This window comes from Peribacillus sp. B65 (assembly GCF_058513295.1).
Genome location: NZ_CP195840.1, coordinates 4,796,707 through 4,818,788, shown reverse-complemented (window position 1 = coordinate 4,818,788; position 22,082 = coordinate 4,796,707). Strand labels below are relative to the sequence as shown.

The window sequence follows — 22,082 nt, the reverse complement described above, 5'->3', positions numbered from 1 at the left end:
TTTCTTAATTTTCAGGAATAATTTCGTTCACACATGTTAATGCATTCAATGTCCTTGGAAAACCTATATATGGAAGGCAGTGGGTGATTGCGGTGATTAAAATTTCCTTATCATTGTCCACATTTTTGTTACCCTGCACATGTGCTTTTACTTGACCTTCAGCACCACCTAAAGCAGTTATGATACAGAGTGTTAACAACTCTCGTGTTTTCAAATCAAGTCCGCTCCGGGTGTAGAAGTCTCCGAAGCAAAAAGAGGAGAGATAATCCTGTATGTGCTTTTGATTTTCTGGTGCGCCTTCTCTCACTTTTGCAATGACATCACCAAAAATCTCTACCTGTACTGAAAGTCCCTTGTCAAAACGATTATCTTCAACAACATTCTTTTGGCTTTCAATTGGTAACGCAATATTCTTGGATTTGAAAACCTCATTGACTTCATTGATAGCATTTAACGTTTTCGGGAATCCAATGTACGGAGCACATTGGTAAACAGCCTCTTTGATCTCTACAGCTGTTAGCCCCACATTCAGTGCAGCACTAACATGTGCTTTTAGTTGGGGCAATGTTTGATTGGTCGCAAGAACCACCAGGGTAATCAACTCACGCATTTTATCGTCAAGGTTACCTTGATAAAATACTTCCCCGAAAATGAAATGGCTTAGAATGTCCTGAAAATCAGGATCAGTAGCATGTGCGGCAGTTACTCCCTCACCAAATAGCTGTTTGAACTTTTCCTGGCTCTTTTCAACACGGTCCATAACTAAACCCCCTCTTTGGATTTAATTAACTCTTCTATTATTCCAAGGTAGTAAAATTTGATGTGTTAGTAAATCATATATTGATGCGGTATCGCACATCTGTATATAATGTAAAATGAAAAGAGGATGTCTGCAACAATCAAAACGCCAGGATTTGTGCGTTATTGCACAAGTTAATTGAAATTGTGCGATAATTTTTAAGAAAGATTGGTGAAAACTACAATGTCAAGGGTAGATAGAAGAGTACAAAAATCTCAAGAAGCAATAAAAAATGCTTTTATTGAACTAATGTCTGAAAAAAGCTTTGATCATATTACGATACAGGATATTTCCGACAGAGCAAATGTCGGTCGCAGAACGATTTATGACCATTACATGGATAAATTTGATTTACTGGATAAGCTTATTGAAGAACATATTAACGAACTAAGGATACTGTGCGAATCGGCATCTGAATTGAATTTTGTCGAGGGAAATCTGATTTGGTTTGAATACTTTGAACTTAATAGTTCATTCTTTTCAACAATGTTAGGGAGTAAAGGAGCCCCTGCTTTTCGTAGTCATTTCCTGGAATTTGTAATCCAAGAGTTAGAGGGTGAAGTAGATGTAACTGAAGGGAAAAATCAAGGTTTAAGTAAGGATTTAATTCTTAAATTCTTTGGAGCAGCTATAGTAGAAATAGTAGAAGCGTGGTTCACTAATGGATTATCAGAACCGACTCAAGTCGTGGCAGAACAAGTGGGGCTTTTGTTAGATAGGAATTTATAGTTAAAGGATAGTTTCTCAGCAGCGTCGATTTAAAGTAGAAGTGTAAAATTAAAAGGCTGACAGTTTTTAAAAAATCACTGCTTGAATAGGTGCGGTGAACCGTATCATAAATAAATGACGATGCCATTTGGTACCAAGGTTTTATATTCGTTCTTCAGTAATCGGGCGCGATTCTTGAATAGATTTTATAGTGGGTAATTAAAGATGCACAACTGACTGGGAAAACAATCTTTACTAATGACTTCTTATTTTCTTCAAGTAATTTTATTCATTTTGATGTACCAAGAATTTTGCTAAATGTTTTTTATAAAAATAATTTGGACCAAATACAAATGTTTACTAGATCCCGAAGGGGTGGACTGACTATTTTTCTTAAAGTAACGTGTTTAATTGTTTTGCGATTTGAGCCATAGTTACTAATTATTTTTCCAATTTATAACCCTCCTATCTAGGGAATGGAATATTATATTAACTTCTCCGGCAGTTCTGCAATAACCTACCACCTTAAGGAACTTCTTTATATACTTCACTGTTAATCATTTGGTAACAACTTTTGATTTGGATAGATCATCTTGGGTTCATTTAATCTTGTTCATTTAACCTTCTTAATCTATAGTAGATGGATATATAAGGTGTAGAGGTGAAGAGATGGCATTGCGGCTATTACGGTATTTTATTTTTTTTCTTGGATTAACTTTCTTTGGATTAGGGAATGCGATTGCTGTGAATGTTCAATCCTTGGGGCTGCATCCTTGGGAGGTTTTAAACGTCGCCCTGTTCGAGCGGTTCGGGTTCACAATTGGTACGTGGAGTGTCATGTGTGGTTTAGTACTTGTGTTGATCACCTTTGTCGTGGATAGGAAGTATATTAATATTGGTACCTTTCTAAATGCCTTGTCAATCGGCCCGATCATGGATTTCTTTTTGCATCTCGACATTCTTCCTCATGAAACGGAGCATTGGTGGTTGAATATACTCATCTTGTTGATGGGTATCATCATAACCGGAATTGGCGGAGGAATTTATGTGGCTGCGGGAATTGGGGCTGGTCCTAGGGATGGTTTCATGCTTTCCGTTTCGGAAAAAACCGGGTTATCGGTCAGTTGGGCAAGAATCGTTGTCGAGAGCCTCATCTTGATTATCGGGTTCATCCTTGGAGGTCCAGTGTTTATTATGACGTTTGCATATACCTTTATTCAAAGCCCGATCTTTCAGTTTTCCATGAAGCTGATGCGCTCCTTTATCGTTAGTTTGGAGCAGAAGCGAAAGGGACAATTTGAGATTCCGTTATAATTGGAAGGCGGATGTCCTTTGGTCACCTCCTTGCGTGCTCTTATTCCACTATCGGGTCAGGTTAGTTTAATAAGAGGTATAATTTTATAAAAGCTCACAGGTGGTGGGAAGATGACTTTAAAAGAGTTTATTGAGTTCCAAGAAGGTATAGCAATCGGGGAAGAATACTCATTTATATATCAAAATGAAGAATATTGGATAAGCCAAAATCCAGGTGCATATTATCTTACGCGAGTCAGAGGTGCCTATACTCAAGAGTTTGAAACTTCTGAGGCTCTTTTTAAATACGGAACAATCGAAGAAAAACTACTTTCAGAAATTTATATGGATTTTGAGTGGTAAAATAAATGTTGATATATTCTTGTTGAACCAACGGGTGCGTTAGCTGAAGATCGGAGCTGTCTTTAAGGCAGCTTTTTCTTATGGAACTAACGGGGCAGTTTAACTCTATAAAAAATTGGAAGGTAAATCCAATTAATAGTATAGTCATATGTAACAGCTCCTTTTTGTGGTCTTTTTCTTGATCGAAGAAAAATTCAGCTGAGGGGTATTGTACCAAATAATTTACATTGCTTTTATTTTTTGAGAAAGTAAAGGTACAATTAGTACTTATATAGTTTTATGATGATAAAAGATAATGAGGTAGGTAAAAAAAATGATTGCAAAAACAGAAGAAGATTTTAATGGTTTGAAGGAAATTGGCAAAATTATTGCCTCAATTAGAGATGAATTGGTACAAAGAACAATTCCTGGCATAACGACCAAAGAACTAGATGATATAGCCGGAGAACTTTTAGAAAAAGCAGGTGCAGTTTCAGCTCCAAAAGGTGAATATGATTTTCCTGGCTACACTTGCATTAGTCTTAATGAAGAAGTGGCACATGGTATTCCAGGTCATCGGGTTATTCATGAAGGCGATCTAGTAAATATAGATGTATCTGCTTCAAAGAACGGTTATTTCGCAGATACAGGAATCTCATTTGTAGTAGGAGAAGGAGAAGAAGTATTAACGAGATTATGCGACGTTGCTAAAAAGGCATTTGAAGCAGGTCTTAAGAAAGCAAAACCCGGTTCCAAAAAAAGTAGAATCGGAAAAGCAGTATTCGAAACTGCGAGACAGCATGGATTCACTGTTATCAAAAACCTTACAGGACATGGTGTTGGTCGTAGAATACACGAAGCACCTGACCATATTTTAAATTATAATGATCCATGGGATAATGAAATATTAAAGGAAGGGATGGTTATCGCATTCGAACCATTCATCTCAACCTTTGAAGAAGAAGTATTCCAAAAAGAAGACGATTGGACCTATGCTACAGAAAAAAGCTATGTAGCTCAATTAGAACATACGATTATTCTTACTAAAAATGGTCCGATTATTGTCACACTTTAATTTAAACAATGAAGTATCTAAAATTATAAGCCTTATTTAGACTTTATGATTGTAAATAAATGTACTTAAACTAACGGGTGCGTTAGCTGAAGATCGGAGCTGTCATTAAGGCAGCTTTTTCTTATGGAACTAACGGGGCAGGTTAGTTGAAGAATTATGTTTAACTATATAAAAGAAAAACAAACAACTAAGAGGTGATTGTATGAAATATACTTGTCCTTGCTGTGGATATAAAACATTAGATGAGGAACCTCCAGGAACGTATGATATTTGTGAAATCTGTTTTTGGGAAGATGATGGTTACCAATATGAACATCCAGATGAGGATGGTGCAAATAAAATTTCTTTTAGAGAGTCACAACAAAACTTTATAAAATTTGGCGTTAGCGATTTAGATTTTTCGGAAAACGTAAGAAAACCAAATAATTCCGATATAAAGGATCCAAATTGGAAACCGATATGAGTTTATATAGGGAATTATTAAACTAACGAGTGCATTAACTTAAGATTAGAGCTGTCTTTAAGGCAGCCTTTTCTTTATGGAACTAAAGGGCCGGATTGTGGAGGATTGGAAAATTTTGATTCTACAAAAAAATTGGGGGATTGGAAGAAGGAAAGCTATGTATAATTAGTGATGTAAGTTTATGCTTTTTATGTAATAATTATTTTGTAGAGATGTAAAGTTACAATTCATACATAGTGAAGGTGGGGATCATAATGGCAACGGGAACGCATACTGTAGTAGTTCCAGTAGATGTACAAGCAGTTTGGGATTATGTCAGTGATCTCGAAAAATGGGCAACGACAGTACCAGCCTATAAAGAACATGAAATCATAAATGACAAGCAATCTATTTGGACGTTTGAAGGTAGTGTGAAAGGTATTAAAAAAACAATACAAGCACAGGTAGATATTACCGAATGGAATGAACCTTCAAATATTAAGTTTGAATTAAAAGGTTTATCAGATAATTTTACAGGAAGCGGTCACTTTACTGCAGAAGATGTTAATGGTGAAACAATAATGACTTGTACGGTGGAAATCCATGCAGGCGGATTATCTGGTGCGGTGTTAACACCAATTATTAAATGGGCTGTTCCAAAAGTAGCATCTCGTTTAACAGAATCTATCGCACGTAAAATTGCAGTATTCTCATAGTTTTCAAAGATTGAAAGCCAATTCATTTTGGAGATACCTTCTCTGAAGTATAGATGGTAACATTCTGAAGTGACCAATATAATTATAACGAGAAATTTTATAATTAGCGGAAGGGGGGCTGTCCAAAGAGGATGGCCTCTTTTTTTCAATATTCCAGAATCGCTTTTCTTAATGAACTAACATGAGCGTTAGCTGAAGATCGAGCTGTCTTTAAGGCAGCTTTTTCTTTATGGAACTATCGGGGCAGGTTAGTTGAATAAGCGTAGTGTATTCCTAATGCGACATAGCAAAATATTGTTTCTGTTTCTTTTTTAAAATTTGTAAAATTATAAATAGGGATAGTCCAATGACTATCCCTAACATTACATATGATTTCGATTAACGAGTTCTTCCGCCTAATTGTTGTTCAGCCATTTGCACTAAACGTTTTGTAATTTCTCCACCAACAGATCCGTTCGCACGGGATGTTGTATCAGCGCCAAGTGTAACACCGAATTCACTAGCGATTTCGTATTTCATTTGTTCTAGAGCTTGCTCTGCGCCATTAACTACTAATTGATTACTGTTGTTATTTCTAGCCATGTTGTCAGCTCCTATGAATGTAATGTGTTGCTAGTCATAGGTTTTGATATTGTTAAGAGTTATATGCATAGAATTTAAAATAAATCAAGGCAGTGATTAAGTGAAATTAAACTCATCTGTAGCTCTAGAAGGGAAGAGTTACAGGAAAACATTGAAGCCGCCGGCAAGGTAAGGGTTTCAGAAGCTCCGAAAAGCAAATAATCTGATGTAGAGGTTTTCTCCTCCTATTGCACAGTTTATATCATAGCCGAAGTTAAGGTAAAGAAAAGGCGATAATAAACGGGATATTAATATGAGAGCTTTTCTTAGACGGCTTTTAATTTTTGAATAGAAGGTACAGATTAGTGTGAGGAGGCACCGCCTTCTGTTAACAACGGAAGGCCTCCCTTATGCCGGCGGTCTCGGTTAGAATCAAAGGCTAAGAAGTTATAACATTAATTTGGAGCCGGTGTTTTAGCACTGATGATAACACCTGTAACGATTGAATAGATAGACTATTGTCTTTTATAAATCTAAAACGGGCGCCGGCAATTTCGTATAAAAAATTCACCATGAAGTATTATAGGAAGATAATATCTATTTCGAAGGAGGAAAAAATTGAGCGATCATATTAAAAGCGAATTATCATTATTCACCGAGTACCTTGTATCATTATTATTCACAGCTTGCCTTGCGGTTTTTCTCACAAAGTTCACTGATTCATTTCCATGGCTTTCCTTTATTGGTGTTTCAATAGGTCTTGCCCTCATGATTTACTGTTGGGAACAAAAGAAAAACCAATGGTCTCTTTTTATTACAGGCTTATTATTGAACACCGTTGTTTGGTCTATTGTTTTGAATTGGTCCTCATTTTTTTAAATATATTTATTCCTGAAAAATACAAAACAGCCTGATCCATATTGATTGGATTTGGCTGTTTTATTTTAAGTTTAATTAAGGCCTTTTTTTAGAAAATTGCCTACTCACTTTTTCTGTGATAACCACTCTGCCACGATTGCAGCTTCTTCATTTGAAATAACGCCTGCTGGCATCCCATTTTTACCATTATTAATAATATCCTCTATATCACTTTGTGAATATTTTGAACCAATTTTATTTAAAGCTGGACCAGCTCCTCCTTGTAAATTTTCTCCGTGACAAGATATACAACTATTACTCACAATTTCTTCAGGATTACCAGCTGAAGTATCCTGTGTTCCCCCATTTGAATTTGGGGAAGGTGAGGGTTGATGGCCTCTGTAAAAAAACAGTAAAAATATTAAACATCCTGCAAGAGCAATACTGACTCCAGAAGTAAACCAAATTTTTTTCATAAATACCTCCGTATTTAATGTAGAGTGGAGTAAAAATCTTTTTGATAAAAGAACAAAGAAAGTTTCTAATTTATCTTCTACATAATAATAGAATCCGTGGAAAATACATAAACCTCTAAGTTTTTATTTACTCTTCCAAAGTACTTAAGCATTATTATTTAATTCATATCTTTCCCCAAAGTTATTTTTGCATGAATACATTTTTACTAAAAGGTGAGGTTCTTTTAATCTAATCTCGGGTACCAAAAATTCCTTTATAACATTTCCAACTTTCTGCATGGTATTTAATAAAAGTTAATACATATGGTCGAATTACTGAAAAACTAATATGAACTATTAGAAAGATGAGGAATTTGGATATTGAACTGTAAACAAAACAGGCATGTATAAATATAAGCTAGGTATAAAATTGAGCAGTTTTGTGAATATATTATAAGGAATAAAAAAGGCAACTAACCACCCTTTGGTGTAAATAATAAAGTTTACTGGAAAGGTTACAAACGGTTTTTAGTAAATGTAACTGATGTTTTTTATGGAGGATTGACGTGATGTTTCAGAATATTGGGATTCCAGGCTTGGTCGTAATTCTTATCATTGCACTTGTTATTTTCGGTCCGAAAAAACTACCTGAAATTGGTCGGGCATTTGGACGGACATTAACGGAATTCAAGGGTGCAACAAATGGATTAATTTCTGATGAGGATAAACAGGAAGAGAAAAAACATGAGTTATCGACTGCTGAAAAGAAGATGCTGGATAAACAGTAGAGTCCATAGTGGATATGAAGGTGGGCATTTTTCATATAACAGGAGGAGGCCACCATGGAAAACAAAGATTCACATCTCATTGAACATCTTGATGAACTTCGGCAACGAATGATTAAAACTTTGATAGCCTTCGTTATCTTTTTCGTTGGTGCGTTAGTTTTTGTTGAAGACATCTATAGTTGGGTAATTAGAGATCTTGGGAGGGATTTAGCTATCCTAGGACCAAGTGATATTTTATGGGTGTATATGATTATTTCGTGTGTTTTTGCCATTGCAGCTACGATTCCTGTAGTTGCCTATCAGACTTGGAAATTTATAGCACCTGCCCTGACAAAAGAAGAACGCAAAGTGACTCTAAGGTTTATCCCAGGATTATTCATTTTGTTTATTCTCGGAATCTCTTTTGGATACTTTTTGTTATTTCCCATTGTGCTAGGATTTTTAACAAATATGTCAGCGGGGCAGTTTGAAATGATGTTTACAGCAGATAAATATTTTCGGTTCATGATTAATTTGATTTTACCGTTTGGCATTCTATTTGAAATGCCATTGGTAGTGATGTTTTTAACAAGATTAGGAATTCTCAATCCAGAAAGGTTGGCAAAAACGAGGAAGGTATCCTATTTTTTTCTGGTAGTCGTATCTATTATGATTACCCCTCCAGATTTCATATCGGATATGCTGGTCATTATTCCTTTACTGGTTCTTTACGAATTGAGTGTCACTATATCCAGGATTGTGTATAAGAAAAAGATAGAAAGCGATGCATTAATGTGATAAGGGAATTCACACCTTTTTTTAAAAAATAGGAGGGTTTTTTTTGTCGGATAAAGAGAAAAGTCAAATTGAAAAACAAGGTAGTACGAGACGTACCTTTTTAAAGAACTCTGGATTAGCTGTTGGAGGCCTCATTTTAGGTGGAGCAGTTGGAAGCATGTTTGATAGAAATTCGGAAAGTGGTGTGACAACAGAACGGAAAGGTCAAACTCAAACTCAAGCTAATAATCCGAATGAAGCCCTGATGTTTTTTTATCCAGAAGAATATCAGACGACAGCGGCAGCGGCAGAACGTATTTTCCCAAAGGACGATCTTGGACCAGGGGCTATGGAATTAAATGCGGCGATTTATATTGACCATCAACTTAACAGTGGGTGGGGAGTAAATGAAAAGGATTATAAACTTGGACCCTATTATAAGCCAGAAATAACACAAGGTGAACAGAATAAGCTTTACCGAAAAGATTTGTTTCGGCTAGGCTTAAAAGAATTGAATACATATAGTAACAAAAACTATAAAAAGAAATTTACAGAATTAGAGGCTAATGAACAGGATGAAGTTTTAGCTGCGTTTGAGAAAGGTAAAGCAAGTTCACTTTCTGGTGCATCTTCTTCGGCATTTTTCCAATTGTTAAGAACTTTGACCATTGAAGGTGTTTATGCCGACCCATTGTACGGAGGAAATAAGGAAATGCTAGGCTGGCAGATGCGAAAGTATCCTGGTTCTCGAATGAGTTATACAAAAGAAATCCAAAGTAAAGAATTTTTAAAGCTAGATCCAAATAGCCTTCAAAGTCATATGAAACATTCATGATAGAAAGGGATGAAAAACATGGCAAAAAAACTACCTAAGGTACCCGTCGTTGTTGTCGGGATGGGCTGGGCTGGAGGTATTATTGCCTCGGAATTAACAAAGGCAGGAATCAAAGTCGTTGGACTAGAGCGCGGGAAAGAACGGGATATGAGTGATTATTTAATGGTGCATGACGAACTGCGTTTCCAACATCGTGAAGAGTTAATGCAAGATTTATCAAAAGAAACTATTACTCATCGTAATAACCAAAAAATGAGAGCACTCCCTATGCGTAATTATGGAACTTTTATCGTAGGTGAAGGTCTTGGGGGAGCTGGTAGTCACTGGAATGGACAAACCTACCGTTTTCTTCCTTATGATTTTGAAATTAAATCTCTAACTGAAAAAAGGTATGGTAAAAATAAAATTAAATCAGACTATCCGATTCAAGACTGGGGCATTACATATGACCAAATAGAACCATATTATGATACATTTGAAAAAATGGCAGGAATATCTGGTGAAACTGTTAAGTTATATGGAAAACGCTCAAATCCTTATCCAACAGGACCGATGATAAAAACACCTGTTTTAGCGGAATTCGAACAAGCAGCGAAGAAGCTTGGCTACAAACCATATATGATCCCATCTGCAAATCTATCAGAGAATTACGAAAACCCTGATGGTATTTCACGTTCAGCCTGTCAATATTGTGCGTTTTGTGAAAACTTCGGTTGTGAGTATGGTGCAAAAGCAGATCCAGTTGTTACGGTCATTCCTGTTGCAAAAAAAACTGGTAACCTTGACCTGCGCACATACTCAAATGTCACCCGTATTTTAAATGATGGTACGAAAGCGACAGGTGTTATTTATGTGGACACCTTCACGGGTGAAGAATTCGAACAACCGGCAGAAGTAGTGGTCTTAGCGAGTTATGTATTCAATAATGTTAGACTTTTACTTAATTCAAATCTTGGAACACCCTATGATCCAAAAACCAGAAATGGGGTAATTGGTAAAAACTATTGTTACCAAGTGAGTTCAGGATATTCAAGCCTTTATTATAATGGCCGTGAGTTCAATATATATGGAGGTGCAGGTGCATTAGGGATTGAGATTGCAGAATTCACAGGTGATAATTTTGATCATTCGGATGTAAACTTCCTTCACGGAGCAGGAATTCGTACAACCCAATATGGGAATAGACCTATAGCAAATAATAACTCACCGATCGGGACACCTTCTTGGGGTGCAGAGTTCAAAAAGCAATCAATCAAATATGCCAATAGCATCCTGCAAGTCAAATCACAAGGTGCAAGCATGCCACACATACAAAACTACCTTGATCTGGATCCTACTTATAAAGATGTATATGGTATGCCTTTATTACGGATGACATATGATTATACTTCCCAAGACCGTGAGTTAGTAAAATACATGGCGAAGGTAACAAGATCGATTGCTAAAAAAATGAGTCCAGATCATATTGATACGGTCGCAGAACAAGCAGATTTTAACGTAAACACAGATACGAATACGCATAACACAGGAGGCGTCATCATGGGGGCTGATCCTAAAGATTCCGCAGTCAACACTTACATGCAAATGTGGGATGCTGAAAATGTATTTGTTGCTGGTTCTTCGGCATTTCCTCATAACAGTTCGTTTAACCCAACTGGTACATTAGGTGCTTTTTCATATAGAGCGGCAGAGGGAATTGTAAAATACCTTAAAAAAGGGGGTTCTCTCGTATAAGACAGCCTTTTCTTTGACCTAAAAATAACATGACCTGCTCCCACAATAATTGGGGGCAGTTTTTTAATTTTAGGATGCTAAAAAAAACAAACATGCATGCTCCATTTAAGACTAAGGGTATCGTTTAAGGTACATATTAAAATTAATACCAAAAACTTAAGATACGGGGGGTTATAAAATGAAAGGCAAATGGAAAATCACTATTTTATTCGCATTACTTTCGGTAAGTATTCTGTCAGCATGTAACGCTGGTAATAACGACTTTAATGATCAAGAGGAAGTAGATTATCGTCCTGTTCGAAATGACACTGACACGAATCCAAATAATAATGATGATAATAATCGATCATTTAAGCATGATGAAAACCCTGATCAAACAGATAAACAAATGGAAAAAGGAGATAACCTTGAATTTAATAAAACGAGAGGCGATTTATAGAACCCTAATAACTAATATCCAAAGGCTTTTCGATTCGATTTCTGGTGGTTAGTCTAATGTTGTTGGAACTGTTTCATAAGAAGACAAAATTTTATTTGGGATACCATTGGAAAAACTCCCAAAACCCGCTTATCCTCCAGTTTGACTTTATTTCTCATTCTTGCACAAATGTATTCCATGGAGTTGACATGATAAAATGAAATTTAACAAGAAAAAAATCAACGTTGTAGATATTAAAAAAGCGAAGAAAAGTGTGTTTGCTACAGGGGTAGGAAATGCTATGGAGTGGTTTGATTTTGGCTTATATTCCTATTTAGCTGTTATCATTAGTCAAAACTTTTTTAGTGCTGTTGAAAATGATGAGCTAAAATTAGTGTTCACCTTTGCAACATTTGCGATTGCCTTTTTAATGCGCCCAGTAGGCGGTATCATATTTGGTAAAATCGGAGATAAATTAGGAAGAAAAGTCGTTTTAACAACCACGATTATTTTGATGGCTTTTTCAACATTACTAATTGGTTTATTACCTACATATGATCAAATCGGTATATGGGCACCTATACTCTTATTAATAGCTAGAATTATTCAGGGTTTTTCAACTGGTGGCGAATACGCTGGTGCAATGGTCTATATTGCAGAGTCTTCTCCAGACAATAAACGTAATATGCTTGGAAGTGGATTGGAAATTGGTACGCTCATTGGTTATATATTAGCTTCACTACTTGCCAGTACACTCTTTATCACTCTATCTGATCAACAGATGGCCTCATGGGGTTGGAGAATACCGTTTCTACTTGGCTTACCTTTAGGGCTTATTGGGTTGTACTTAAGAAAAAGTTTAGAAGAATCACCGATTTTTGAAAATGAACTTTCTGATGATGAAGCCCAAGAGGAAAGCTTTCTATCTATTTTTAAAAATCACAAAAAGGATATTCTTGTATGTTTTGTAGCTGTTGCATTCTTTAATATTACAAGCTATATGCTATTATCATACATGCCTTCTTATTTAGATGAGATTATTGGATTATCTAGTACAGTAGGAACCCTATTAATTACGATTCTAATGATCATTATGGTGCCACTTACTTTAATGTTTGGAAAGCTCAGTGATAAAATTGGAAATAAGACTGTTTTCTTAATCGGTTTAGGCGGTTTAAGTCTATTATCTGCCTTTGCTTTTTATTTAATAAACTTGAATGCTTTAGTATTTATTTCGTTAGGTGTTCTAATTCTAGGTGTTCTGCTTTCAATTTATGAAGGCACAATGCCTGGATCGTTACCAACCATGTTCTATACTGATATTCGATATCGAACATTATCAGTGACATTTAATGTTTCGGTTTCAATATTTGGTGGAACTACCCCTTTAGTTTCCACATGGTTAGTTCACCAAACTGGGAATAACTTAGCACCTGGTTTCTATCTAACAGCCGTGAATATTATCGGATTTTTAGTGATATTATTCTTGTTCAATAGTACTTCAGGAAAATCCCTAAAAGGTTCTTACCCAACAGTTGCTTCTAAATCTGAATATCAAGAAGCTGTTGAAAATCCAAAAGATTCCCTATGGTGGAAAACGGAAAAAAGAGAAAAATAAATGGAATTAAAAAGCACCCATTCAATGGGATGACTACTCGAAATACAGACACTCAAACATGAGTGTCTGTATTTCGGGTTTTTGTTTTACTTATTGAGGTCTCGCCAGCTATTTAACATTATCTATAAAAGGGTGGTGAGGAATTATGAAAAAGAATTATACGGTTTTCTTTTTACTTTTGTTTATTGAAGCTATTTCTAGTGGTATGCCACTTAAAAATTATTTCGACTATTCTATGATTATTGGAATTGGTTTAGCGACAGTATATTCGCTTGGAAAAAAGATCAGGGTAAATAATTCACATCATTAAATGGTTTATAATTGGTAGTCAGGGCAGGTGAGTTTTTTGTTAAATTACATCATTTTTATTATAACTTTTTTTATTATTGCAATAGTGTTTGAACGTTGGTTGAAGAAGAAATTGAAGATTGATAAAAGTAAGGGGGCATTTTATAAAGGTGTCAATCCATTTCAGAGGTGGACTGAAATAGCTATGATAATAGCATTTCTTTTATTAATATGGTTTGTTGATAATCCTATTTCCTGGCTTATTGGCTACTTTCTTATTTCATTAAGTTTTCGTGCTTTCATGGAATGGAAATATAAAAGGGAAGAAAAAGAATACATCTTAACTTTATACTCTATGTTTATTTACCTTTTTGTTTTGGTCATAGGCTTTTATTTAATTTAATATTATCTAAATAAAAACAGCCCCAATAAGGGACTTTTTTTACTGTGTCCTTAATGAACTAACGGGTGCTTTAGCTGAAGATCGGAGCTGTCTTTAAGGCAGCTCTTTCTTTATCCAAATAACGGTGCAGGTTAGTTTGTTTAATAAGCGTAGTATGTTCGTACTGTGTAAAAACAAACACGAGCATTTTATGGAAAAAATTACATTAATTAGTTAAAATGTTTACGAGGTGATTTTGTTTTGGGATACACAGGTTTGTTCGTAATGCTGGCAATTATCTTTTTAATAGTAATTTCCAATAGGCATTTATTTTGGTGGATAAAAGCCACAATAGCAGTCTATTATTTTGTAATTTCTTATATCTTTATCACTACTAAAAACAAAATTGATAAACAATATGAGAATATACTTCCTGTACCAGATGCATATTGGGATATGAATTCAGGATGGGTTAATACAATGGTTGGTTATTATTTCTGGCCTTTGGCTGTAATTCTCCTTTTTATTTACTACAAATGGTATAGAAGTGTACAAAGCAGGATAGCAAAAGGATGGATTGTTGTTAGTTTCATTCCAGCAACTGCTATTTTTTTAATTATTACTTTTTTCTTTGGATTCGGATACGGGTACAGACCATAAGGTTTGTACTTTATTTTTATTGCATAGTTTGTGTCAACTCTACACTAAGCCTTTTAGAACTAATGGTGCTTTACTTCAATAAGGCAAGCCTTTTTCTTATAGAACTATCGGGGGAGAGGGCTGTTTGATCTTTAATTGGGCCATATTCTGGAGTAACTGATTGTGCAAATGACTAAAATTAGAAAAGAAACTGGTGGATAAAAAAGGTAATATGAAGACTGCAAGTAACTCCATAGTTCTTTCCCCCACTAATGGGTTCCTTTCCGGAATATCCATGCTGCGTGAATATTCCAGGGCACGAGCGTTCCGCACACTACTAGTAAAAAATTTAAAAAGAATTTATGGATTTGAATTTGTTGCCATACAATTTTATAATTGTATGATTAATGATTGTATGAAAAAGGATGAGGAATGTGCCGATTAATTCGTTTGAGGATTATCCAATGACATGGAAGCCGACAATAAATCGAGAAGACAGACCGATTTATCAGGCATTAGCTAAGCAGTTAGAATATGACATTATAGAGGGGCGCTTAGTGCCTGGCACGAAACTTCCACCACAAAGGGAGTTAGCGGATTACTTAGAGGTGAATCTAAGTACGATTTCGAAAGCTTTTAAAGTATCTGAGTTAAAAGGACTGGTCAGTGCGACCATAGGTAGCGGCACTTATGTTTCGTATGATGCGATTTCGAACGCTTATTTGCTTGCAGAAGAAAAGCCAAAGCATTTAATTGAAATGGGAGCAATTTTACCAGATCGTGTGTCGTATGGGCCTTTATTTGACTTATTGCAATCGATGTTACAAGAATCAGATTGTGCGAGATGGTTTGGATACAGTCGACCAGGCGATTCGATTTGGCAAAAAGATGCAGGCGTCAAATTATTGAAATTTGCCGGTTTTGAAACGACCAGAGAACATATCTTACTTGCTAATGGCGGACAAAACGCCATCACAGCAACACTTGCAAGCCTTTGTCAGCATGGAGATCGAATTGGAGTAGATCACCATACATATCCAGGCTTAAAGACAGCAGCCGCGATGCTGGGGATTCAGCTTGTACCGATTCGTTCAGAGTCTGATGAAATGAGTCCGGAAGCACTTCTTTATGCATGTAAAAATGAAAATATTAAAGGATTATATATTATCCCAGATTATCAGAATCCGATGACATATACGATGAGCGTTGAAACTCGTAAGGCTATTGCTGAGATTGCTGTAAAGTATAATTTATTTATTATTGAAGATGGAGCGTACCATTTAATCCAAGAAAAAGTCTTGCCGGCTGTAGCGACATATGCCCCTGAGCATACGATTTATATAGCGAGTTTATCGAAATCGATGGCACCTGGACTCCGTCTTGCTTATGTGGCAGTTCCTTTAAAATACCTGAATTCTACTCGAAAGGCTCTTTATAATTTAAATATTTCCGTATCGCCACTACTTGCAGAGTTAGCATCACGAGTAATTGTATCGAATCAGTTTGAAAACATTGTTGCATTTCATAAAGAGGAAACAAAAGCTCGCAATCAGTTGGTTAATCAATATTTAGGTAAAGAGAACTGTTTAGGTGAAGAAACAGGGATTTTTCATTGGTTACATCTGCCGCATCAGTATACAGGTGACCAATTTGAACAACTAGCTGCAGCACAAGGTGTACAGGTATATAGTGGACGGCGATTTGCGGTAGGTAATGTCGCTCCAGCAAATGCCGTACGTGTGGGGGTTTGTGCTCCAGAAACGAGAGAGGAACTTGAAAAAGCTCTTATTATACTTAGAAAAATAATTGAAATGTAAAATAAATATTGTTTGCCATACAATAATTATATTGTATGGCTTTTTTTTTACGTGTTATGATAATTCAAACTTAGTTGGGGGATGAAAGGCAATATTAATTTTGGTGTCATAAGCTTATCATTGGAATATGTTTATTATAAAAAATCTGAATATTCCAATAAAACCGGAATTGGGTAGGTAAAAAAATTGAAATGTTAAAGGAAGGAAGGTTTACAAATGGATAATAAATTTGCTGAGAGGGCCCGTCTAGTTAATTCGTCTGAGACCCGTGAAATATTAAAAGTAACAGAAAGGCCAGAAGTCATTTCTTTTGCGGGAGGACTTCCAGCTCCGGAGCTGTTTCCTGTTGAAGCCCTTAAAGTTGCTTGCAATGTTGTATTGAATGAAGAGGGCGCGGCTTCTCTTCAATATAGTACCACTGAAGGCTATGGTCCTTTGAGAGAAGCTATTTGTCAAAGGATGAAAGCCATTGGGATTAACTCTGCTATTAACAATGTTCTTATCACTTCAGGGTCCCAGCAAGCGATAGATCTTACTGGAAGACTATTTATTAACGAAGGAGATACTATTATTTGTGAAAGCCCAACCTATCTTGCAGCAATTAATGCATTTAAATCATACAATGCAAACTTTGTGGAAGTTGCTATGGACAATGATGGGATGATAATGGAAGAGCTGGAGAGGAAACTGCAAGAGCATCCAAGCGCAAAATTCATCTATACTATTCCCGATTTCCAGAACCCTACAGGTCGTACATTAACACTTCAAAGACGTAAAAGAATGATCGAACTTGCTAATCAATACGATGTACTGATTGTAGAAGATAATCCCTATGGAGCTATAAGGTTTGCTGGAGAGGGGATACCGCCGGTGAAACGTTTTGACACAGAGAACAGAGTAATTTATATGAGCACGTTCTCTAAAATTTTCACTCCAGGCATGCGAATTGGATGGATTTGTGCAGATCAATCGTTTATTGATAAGTACGTGGCTTTCAAGCAAACAGCTGATTTACATACTGACAGCTTTGCTCAAAGGATAACAGCAAAGTATATGGAACTTTACGATATGGAAGAGCATATTAAAAAAATCAAAGCAGTTTATAAAGCAAGATGTACAATAATGTTAAAATGCATAAAAGAATTCTTTCCGGAAGATTTGTCTTACAGTAAGCCAGAAGGTGGATTGTTTATTTGGATTGAGCTCCCAATGGGGGTTGATTCCAAACATATATTTTCAGAGTGCTTGAAAAATAATGTTGCTTGTGTTCCTGGTGTTCCATTCTTTCCAAATGGCACACAGAAGAACACTTTACGTTTAAATTACTCGAATATGCCTGAAGAGCAAATCATTGAAGGCATGAAGCGTATGGGTGATGTATTACATCGTGAACTAAATAAAGAGACAATATGTTTGTAACTAAAGGAAACAAAATATAATTAAATCAAACACCAAAACCATTAATAAATACCTTCTAAATGTTTAATGAAAGCACTAATCTTAAAAATATCCAATTCAAAAAATAAGATTTTAATTATATTTTTTTATAAATCTTACATTTGAATAATCAGGAGGCTTATTATGCCAATATCATTTATAAATCCATATATTACAAAGTCCGTTTCGACATCACCACCACCACCGTTTACTCCTTTATATACGCTTATATATAAAACAGATTAAGAATCTGCGAAATATATAAGCTGTTTCGCAGATTCGAAGGAGTAAACGATGAAATCTAAAATTCAGTTTATATTATCAATGATTATTTTCGGTACAATGGGTTTAGTTGTGAAATACATCGATTTATCTTCGAGTGAAACAGCTTTTCTAAGCAGTTCAATTGGGTGTCTATTTTTAATGTTTGTATTTTTCATTATGAAGAAATCCATTCCATGGAATTTAGTGAAAGTTAATGCTTCTGCCCTTTTTCTTTCTGCGATTGCATTAGGAGGGAATTGGATTTTTCTTTATCAATCCTACGATCATACAACACTTGCTAATGCAACACTGGGGTATTATTTTGCGCCAGTGTTTGTCATGGTTCTCTCGCCATTTGTACTTAAGGAGCTTTTACCAATTAAAAAAATTGTTTGTATTGGTGTAGCGATATTAGGTATGTTATTGATTATTGGAAACGGCATTAGCGCCTCTGGTAAAGATGATCTACTTGGAATCCTTTTCGGATTAGTTGCGGCTGCATTTTACGCAGCCTTAATGTTATTAAATAAATTCATTCAAAACATGGGCATGTTAGAGATTACAATCATTCAACTTGGAACAACTGCTTTACTTCTCTTTCCCTATGTATTATTCACTGAGGGATTTGGTATCTTGGAAGTCTCAAGATCTTCCATTCCTTTTATAATACTATTAGGCGTTGTTAACACTGGTATTGGCTTTTGGTTATTTTTTTCTGGTATGCTAAAGTTAAAGGGACAAAGCATTGCTATGCTAAGCTATGTAGATCCTTTTGTAGCTATACTGATTTCTGCTGTAATCTTACAAGAAAAAATGACAATTGTTCAAATTATAGGTGGCACACTCCTTTTAGGTTCAACTTTTATTAGTGAAAATAATTCAATTAATTTTCGAAAACGACATACGAAGATTTTAACAAAATAAAGAAATGGGGCAGTGAGGGGAAATCCCGCACTGCCTTTTATTATGTTCAAGTAAAAAGACTAAGCTTTATTAATCACCTTACTTCCACCAAACTACTTCTTTATTTAACTTACGCAGAGTTTGTGTCACTCTACAATAAGTCTTAATGAGCAAACGGGGCAGGATAGTTCAATAAGATGTCGCAGCACACACTAAAAGAATGGTACAGCTTTCAAGAAAAATAGAAAGCGGAAACCAAAAATGGTTTCCGTTTGTTTATTTTGAACTTAGGATTTTAATTGCATGATATGCTTTTCTTGGAAAATACTTAAACTTTTTGAAACTTTTCTTGTTTATAGATTCCACTAATTAGTAAAGGGGGTCAAATAAGATGGAAATAGAAAGCCACCGGCTAGTTAAAAAAGCAATCAAAGGTAATAAAAGCGCCTTTGAAAAGTTAGTTCAACAACATTATGAAAGAATCTACCGTACTGCCTATCTTTATGTACATAACGAAGAAGATGCGTTGGATGTTGTCCAAGAAGCAACCTATCAGGCCTTTACATCTATCCATTCGTTAAAAAATCCGGAGTATTTTATGACCTGGCTCACCAGGATTGTCATACGATGTTCGGGACATGTCTTAAAGAGAAAAAGCAATGTCGTTCCTTTGAGTGATGAGATATTGTCAAACCTGCCGGGTCAAGTAAATCCAAACATTGAAGAATCATTACTGCTGATTGATGCAATTCAGCAGCTGAAAGAGAATTACCGTACTGTTATTATTCTATTTTACTATTACGACTACTCGATAAAAACGATTAGCAGTGTCATGGAAATTCCAGAGAATACCGTAAAAACTTATTTAAGCAGAGGGAAAGCGGAGTTAAAAAAGTCCTATAAAAATGAGGAGGAGGACAAATGCCATGGATAAGAAGGAACTCAAAGAAGCAATAGAACAAATAGCTGTACCGAAAGAAAAAGTATTTAGTGCCATTTCCAAAGGGATAAACAAGGAAGGTAATAGTGGAAAGGCAAAGAAAAAAAAGGTTCTTGTAGGTGTGGCGACTGCTGCTGCTCTTCTTGGAATCACCGTAGCCTCAGGATTTGTTAATCCTACAATGAATAGAGTATTAGCTAATACCCCTTTAATAGGCGGGATTTTTCAAGAATTTAATGATTCAACAGGCGTGGAATTAGCTAACCAGGATGCAGTTACAGAATTAAACCAATCAATTACAAAAAATGGGGTAACTGTAAGACTGACCAGCGCTTACTTTGATGGCAATGTAGTATCAATTACAGGATTTGTAGATGAAGATGTTGAAAAGGGGCATAACGAAAAAGGAGAAGTAAGCTTTGATGTAAACTTTGAACACAATAAAGGGGATCATGACCCTTGGTTAAATGGAAAGTCAAATGACATTAAGAAAGTGGAAAATGGATATAACTTTCAATGGAAAATGGTATATCCTTATAAATCATTTAAGGAGAATTCTACTCTTCCCATAACGATTCATAATATCAACGGGATAAAAGGTGAATGGAATTTTGATATTCCAATTCAACAAGAAAAAAATCGTACATTAGCTATTAATCAAGAGCAAGGATACCCGGACGATGAGGTCAAAATTCGTATTAAAGAGATTCTTACCGCAAAAGCGTCATCTTCGCTTGTTTATGAGACCGTGGAGAAATACAAGGGTGATGACATTATTATATTAAAAGCTGTTGATGATAAAGGAAATGTGTATAGGTTTGGAAACCAAACAGTTCTCGAGGATTCTGAACAAAAAGATGGATATCATAGTACCGTTCGGACAGAGATGACCAAGCTGAATTCTACTATTACTTCCCTTACTTTTAATCCGCAGATAAATATCGCAGATCCAAAAGTAAAACAGCTTTTGAATATTAAATCTTTCACCTTAAAAAGCACACGGTTCAATTTAGGCCTGCAGGTAAATGATGTTACTCAAAAAGGTGAGAAATTGGTAATAGATTATCAACTTACAGGGCTTCCGAAGAATTTGAGTAAAGGTAAACTTGAAATAATTAACCATAATTTGAAATACCTTTTCTGGTTGGTTGATAAGGAATATTTAACTAAGATCGACCCGGAAAATCCATGGCCTCCTAAAAACCACGGTATTCCCTTTAATAAAGTAAAAATGATTGATAAGGAAACAGCACACTTCCAATCTACCTTTGACTTAAACGGAGAAGAAAGGATTGAGAATTTTAAGCTGGAAAATACAATGTTGCTATTTGATTTTTCAAGCTTGGTCCCAGCTAAGGAATTAAAACCATTTACTGTTGTACTTTCAGTGGGGAATGAATAAACAATTAAAGTAGCTCATTTTAGGGACCATATAGTTGACAAGTGGAATGCTACTAGTGCATTGAATAATTAGTAATATCGGGGCGATGACTTATATAAGTCACCGTCTTTTTTTATTAGTTAGAAGTCTGTGAAATATTGTACTTAAACTATAGGGTGCTTTAGTTCATTAACAGGGGTTGTTTCGGCAGCCTTTTTCTTATGGCACTAACGGGGCAGGTTAGTTCTACAATATGTATAATATTGGATATAAATATTTAGAGGGGGATTATTATGTTAAAATTAGGTAACTAACAATATAAAAAGGAGTGATCTTATGGAACGTAGGAAATACACTCGCTTATCTTTTTTCTGTTTAGTTCTTTGTATCATTGCATTCATCGCTTTATTAGTCATCGGTACATTAGGAAATGGCAGTGTTTTAGGTCCATTGTTCGCTTGGATTGCGATGTTATCCCCCATTTTCGGAATAATCCTAGCGATCCTAGGAGAAAAAGGTAATATGAAGTTGGTAGCCATTACTGGAAATATAGCCGTTTTATGTACGATATCTTTGTTCGTTGGTGCTATGAGTTTTTATGATGTTTTAGATAGAATACTTGCTTAAAATAAA

The 22,082-nt window shown here is 35.6% G+C and carries 25 protein-coding genes; 22 read left to right on the top strand and 3 right to left on the bottom strand.

Features of this window, described 5'->3' with window-relative positions:
* Positions 1–4: 4 nt before the first annotated feature.
* On the bottom strand, positions 5–760 hold the full coding sequence (locus tag ACSR9O_RS23585; RefSeq protein WP_402940532.1) for a carboxymuconolactone decarboxylase family protein: 756 nt from the start codon (positions 758–760) through the stop codon (positions 5–7).
* Positions 761–982: 222 nt separating this feature from the next.
* Between ACSR9O_RS23585 and ACSR9O_RS23580 the strand changes: the two genes are divergently transcribed.
* From ACSR9O_RS23580 to ACSR9O_RS23555, 6 genes are all read left to right on the top strand, one after another.
* The gene (locus ACSR9O_RS23580; protein WP_260356702.1) at positions 983–1,528 is read left to right on the top strand and encodes a TetR/AcrR family transcriptional regulator; all 546 of its coding nucleotides are present in this window, start codon (positions 983–985) and stop codon (positions 1,526–1,528) included.
* Between the two features lie 648 nt (positions 1,529–2,176).
* Positions 2,177–2,821, top strand: a complete 645-nt coding sequence (locus ACSR9O_RS23575; RefSeq protein WP_402940535.1) for a YczE/YyaS/YitT family protein — start codon at positions 2,177–2,179, stop codon at positions 2,819–2,821.
* Positions 2,822–2,932: 111 nt separating this feature from the next.
* Entirely contained in the window at positions 2,933–3,163 is a 231-nt protein-coding gene (locus ACSR9O_RS23570; protein ID WP_260356704.1) for a hypothetical protein, read from the top strand.
* Positions 3,164–3,476: 313 nt separating this feature from the next.
* Positions 3,477–4,217: a type I methionyl aminopeptidase gene (gene map, locus ACSR9O_RS23565; protein WP_101226155.1), complete on the top strand. Its 741-nt coding sequence runs from the start codon at positions 3,477–3,479 to the stop codon at positions 4,215–4,217.
* Positions 4,218–4,419: 202 nt separating this feature from the next.
* Entirely contained in the window at positions 4,420–4,680 is a 261-nt protein-coding gene (locus ACSR9O_RS23560; RefSeq protein ID WP_101225720.1) for a CPCC family cysteine-rich protein, read from the top strand.
* Between the two features lie 254 nt (positions 4,681–4,934).
* Positions 4,935–5,375, top strand: coding sequence for an SRPBCC family protein (locus ACSR9O_RS23555; RefSeq protein ID WP_089364937.1), 441 nt, complete (start codon positions 4,935–4,937; stop codon positions 5,373–5,375).
* 378 nt (positions 5,376–5,753) lie between these two features.
* On the opposite strand, the gene ACSR9O_RS23550 is transcribed toward ACSR9O_RS23555, so the two are convergent.
* Complete coding sequence (locus ACSR9O_RS23550) at positions 5,754–5,957, bottom strand: alpha/beta-type small acid-soluble spore protein (RefSeq protein ID WP_034304517.1); 204 nt, start codon at positions 5,955–5,957, stop codon at positions 5,754–5,756.
* A 597-nt stretch (positions 5,958–6,554) separates the two neighbouring features.
* Here ACSR9O_RS23550 and ACSR9O_RS23545 point away from each other — a divergent pair.
* Positions 6,555–6,815, top strand: coding sequence for a hypothetical protein (locus ACSR9O_RS23545; protein ID WP_260356706.1), 261 nt, complete (start codon positions 6,555–6,557; stop codon positions 6,813–6,815).
* A gap of 104 nt (positions 6,816–6,919) precedes the next feature.
* On the opposite strand, the gene ACSR9O_RS23540 is transcribed toward ACSR9O_RS23545, so the two are convergent.
* Positions 6,920–7,270 carry a c-type cytochrome gene (locus ACSR9O_RS23540; RefSeq protein WP_260356707.1) on the bottom strand — a complete coding sequence of 117 codons (351 nt, stop codon included), beginning with the start codon at positions 7,268–7,270 and terminating at the stop codon, positions 6,920–6,922.
* Between the two features lie 548 nt (positions 7,271–7,818).
* On the opposite strand from ACSR9O_RS23540, the gene ACSR9O_RS23535 reads away from it, so the two are divergent.
* From ACSR9O_RS23535 to ACSR9O_RS23465, 15 genes are all read left to right on the top strand, one after another.
* Positions 7,819–8,037 carry a twin-arginine translocase TatA/TatE family subunit gene (locus ACSR9O_RS23535; RefSeq protein ID WP_034312681.1) on the top strand — a complete coding sequence of 73 codons (219 nt, stop codon included), beginning with the start codon at positions 7,819–7,821 and terminating at the stop codon, positions 8,035–8,037.
* Positions 8,038–8,091: 54 nt separating this feature from the next.
* On the top strand, positions 8,092–8,814 hold the full coding sequence (tatC, locus tag ACSR9O_RS23530; protein ID WP_491725203.1) for a twin-arginine translocase subunit TatC: 723 nt from the start codon (positions 8,092–8,094) through the stop codon (positions 8,812–8,814).
* Positions 8,815–8,857: 43 nt separating this feature from the next.
* The gene (locus ACSR9O_RS23525) at positions 8,858–9,628 is read left to right on the top strand and encodes a gluconate 2-dehydrogenase subunit 3 family protein (protein ID WP_101225724.1); all 771 of its coding nucleotides are present in this window, start codon (positions 8,858–8,860) and stop codon (positions 9,626–9,628) included.
* Positions 9,629–9,646: 18 nt separating this feature from the next.
* Positions 9,647–11,362 (top strand): GMC family oxidoreductase, encoded by a 1,716-nt coding sequence (locus tag ACSR9O_RS23520; protein ID WP_491725202.1) that lies wholly within the window; start codon positions 9,647–9,649, stop codon positions 11,360–11,362.
* 178 nt (positions 11,363–11,540) lie between these two features.
* Positions 11,541–11,801, top strand: coding sequence for a hypothetical protein (locus ACSR9O_RS23515; protein ID WP_230178574.1), 261 nt, complete (start codon positions 11,541–11,543; stop codon positions 11,799–11,801).
* A gap of 196 nt (positions 11,802–11,997) precedes the next feature.
* Positions 11,998–13,398 carry an MFS transporter gene (locus tag ACSR9O_RS23510; protein WP_101225727.1) on the top strand — a complete coding sequence of 467 codons (1,401 nt, stop codon included), beginning with the start codon at positions 11,998–12,000 and terminating at the stop codon, positions 13,396–13,398.
* A 145-nt stretch (positions 13,399–13,543) separates the two neighbouring features.
* Entirely contained in the window at positions 13,544–13,708 is a 165-nt protein-coding gene (locus ACSR9O_RS23505; protein ID WP_230178570.1) for a hypothetical protein, read from the top strand.
* Between the two features lie 84 nt (positions 13,709–13,792).
* Complete coding sequence (locus tag ACSR9O_RS23500; RefSeq protein ID WP_491725201.1) at positions 13,793–14,089, top strand: DUF4181 domain-containing protein; 297 nt, start codon at positions 13,793–13,795, stop codon at positions 14,087–14,089.
* A 240-nt stretch (positions 14,090–14,329) separates the two neighbouring features.
* Positions 14,330–14,728: a hypothetical protein gene (locus ACSR9O_RS23495; RefSeq protein ID WP_101225729.1), complete on the top strand. Its 399-nt coding sequence runs from the start codon at positions 14,330–14,332 to the stop codon at positions 14,726–14,728.
* Positions 14,729–15,141: 413 nt separating this feature from the next.
* The gene (locus tag ACSR9O_RS23490; protein WP_157831166.1) at positions 15,142–16,524 is read left to right on the top strand and encodes an aminotransferase-like domain-containing protein; all 1,383 of its coding nucleotides are present in this window, start codon (positions 15,142–15,144) and stop codon (positions 16,522–16,524) included.
* Between the two features lie 216 nt (positions 16,525–16,740).
* The gene (locus ACSR9O_RS23485; RefSeq protein ID WP_491725200.1) at positions 16,741–17,943 is read left to right on the top strand and encodes an aminotransferase-like domain-containing protein; all 1,203 of its coding nucleotides are present in this window, start codon (positions 16,741–16,743) and stop codon (positions 17,941–17,943) included.
* Positions 17,944–18,255: 312 nt separating this feature from the next.
* Entirely contained in the window at positions 18,256–19,149 is an 894-nt protein-coding gene (locus ACSR9O_RS23480; protein WP_101225732.1) for a DMT family transporter, read from the top strand.
* Between the two features lie 370 nt (positions 19,150–19,519).
* Positions 19,520–20,062 (top strand): sigma-70 family RNA polymerase sigma factor, encoded by a 543-nt coding sequence (locus tag ACSR9O_RS23475; protein WP_397314200.1) that lies wholly within the window; start codon positions 19,520–19,522, stop codon positions 20,060–20,062.
* Entirely contained in the window at positions 20,055–21,470 is a 1,416-nt protein-coding gene (locus ACSR9O_RS23470; RefSeq protein WP_491725199.1) for a DUF4179 domain-containing protein, read from the top strand. Before ACSR9O_RS23475 ends, ACSR9O_RS23470 begins: the two co-directional genes overlap by 8 nt.
* Before the next feature lie 315 nt (positions 21,471–21,785).
* Positions 21,786–22,076: a hypothetical protein gene (locus ACSR9O_RS23465; protein WP_101225734.1), complete on the top strand. Its 291-nt coding sequence runs from the start codon at positions 21,786–21,788 to the stop codon at positions 22,074–22,076.
* Positions 22,077–22,082: the final 6 nt, after the last annotated feature.

Coding starts and splice junctions, on each gene's coding strand:
- ACSR9O_RS23520 (WP_491725202.1), top strand. CDS start 9,647: ATGGCAAAAAAACTACCTAAGGTACCCGTCGTTGTTGTCGGGATGGGC.
- ACSR9O_RS23575 (WP_402940535.1), top strand. CDS start 2,177: ATGGCATTGCGGCTATTACGGTATTTTATTTTTTTTCTTGGATTAACT.
- ACSR9O_RS23550 (WP_034304517.1), bottom strand. CDS start 5,957: ATGGCTAGAAATAACAACAGTAATCAATTAGTAGTTAATGGCGCAGAG.
- ACSR9O_RS23585 (WP_402940532.1), bottom strand. CDS start 760: ATGGACCGTGTTGAAAAGAGCCAGGAAAAGTTCAAACAGCTATTTGGT.
- tatC (WP_491725203.1), top strand. CDS start 8,092: ATGGAAAACAAAGATTCACATCTCATTGAACATCTTGATGAACTTCGG.
- ACSR9O_RS23580 (WP_260356702.1), top strand. CDS start 983: ATGTCAAGGGTAGATAGAAGAGTACAAAAATCTCAAGAAGCAATAAAA.
- ACSR9O_RS23555 (WP_089364937.1), top strand. CDS start 4,935: ATGGCAACGGGAACGCATACTGTAGTAGTTCCAGTAGATGTACAAGCA.
- ACSR9O_RS23570 (WP_260356704.1), top strand. CDS start 2,933: ATGACTTTAAAAGAGTTTATTGAGTTCCAAGAAGGTATAGCAATCGGG.
- ACSR9O_RS23470 (WP_491725199.1), top strand. CDS start 20,055: ATGGATAAGAAGGAACTCAAAGAAGCAATAGAACAAATAGCTGTACCG.
- ACSR9O_RS23535 (WP_034312681.1), top strand. CDS start 7,819: ATGTTTCAGAATATTGGGATTCCAGGCTTGGTCGTAATTCTTATCATT.
- ACSR9O_RS23560 (WP_101225720.1), top strand. CDS start 4,420: ATGAAATATACTTGTCCTTGCTGTGGATATAAAACATTAGATGAGGAA.
- ACSR9O_RS23505 (WP_230178570.1), top strand. CDS start 13,544: ATGAAAAAGAATTATACGGTTTTCTTTTTACTTTTGTTTATTGAAGCT.
- ACSR9O_RS23480 (WP_101225732.1), top strand. CDS start 18,256: ATGAAATCTAAAATTCAGTTTATATTATCAATGATTATTTTCGGTACA.
- ACSR9O_RS23485 (WP_491725200.1), top strand. CDS start 16,741: ATGGATAATAAATTTGCTGAGAGGGCCCGTCTAGTTAATTCGTCTGAG.
- ACSR9O_RS23510 (WP_101225727.1), top strand. CDS start 11,998: ATGAAATTTAACAAGAAAAAAATCAACGTTGTAGATATTAAAAAAGCG.
- ACSR9O_RS23515 (WP_230178574.1), top strand. CDS start 11,541: ATGAAAGGCAAATGGAAAATCACTATTTTATTCGCATTACTTTCGGTA.
- ACSR9O_RS23540 (WP_260356707.1), bottom strand. CDS start 7,270: ATGAAAAAAATTTGGTTTACTTCTGGAGTCAGTATTGCTCTTGCAGGA.
- ACSR9O_RS23475 (WP_397314200.1), top strand. CDS start 19,520: ATGGAAATAGAAAGCCACCGGCTAGTTAAAAAAGCAATCAAAGGTAAT.
- ACSR9O_RS23465 (WP_101225734.1), top strand. CDS start 21,786: ATGGAACGTAGGAAATACACTCGCTTATCTTTTTTCTGTTTAGTTCTT.
- map (WP_101226155.1), top strand. CDS start 3,477: ATGATTGCAAAAACAGAAGAAGATTTTAATGGTTTGAAGGAAATTGGC.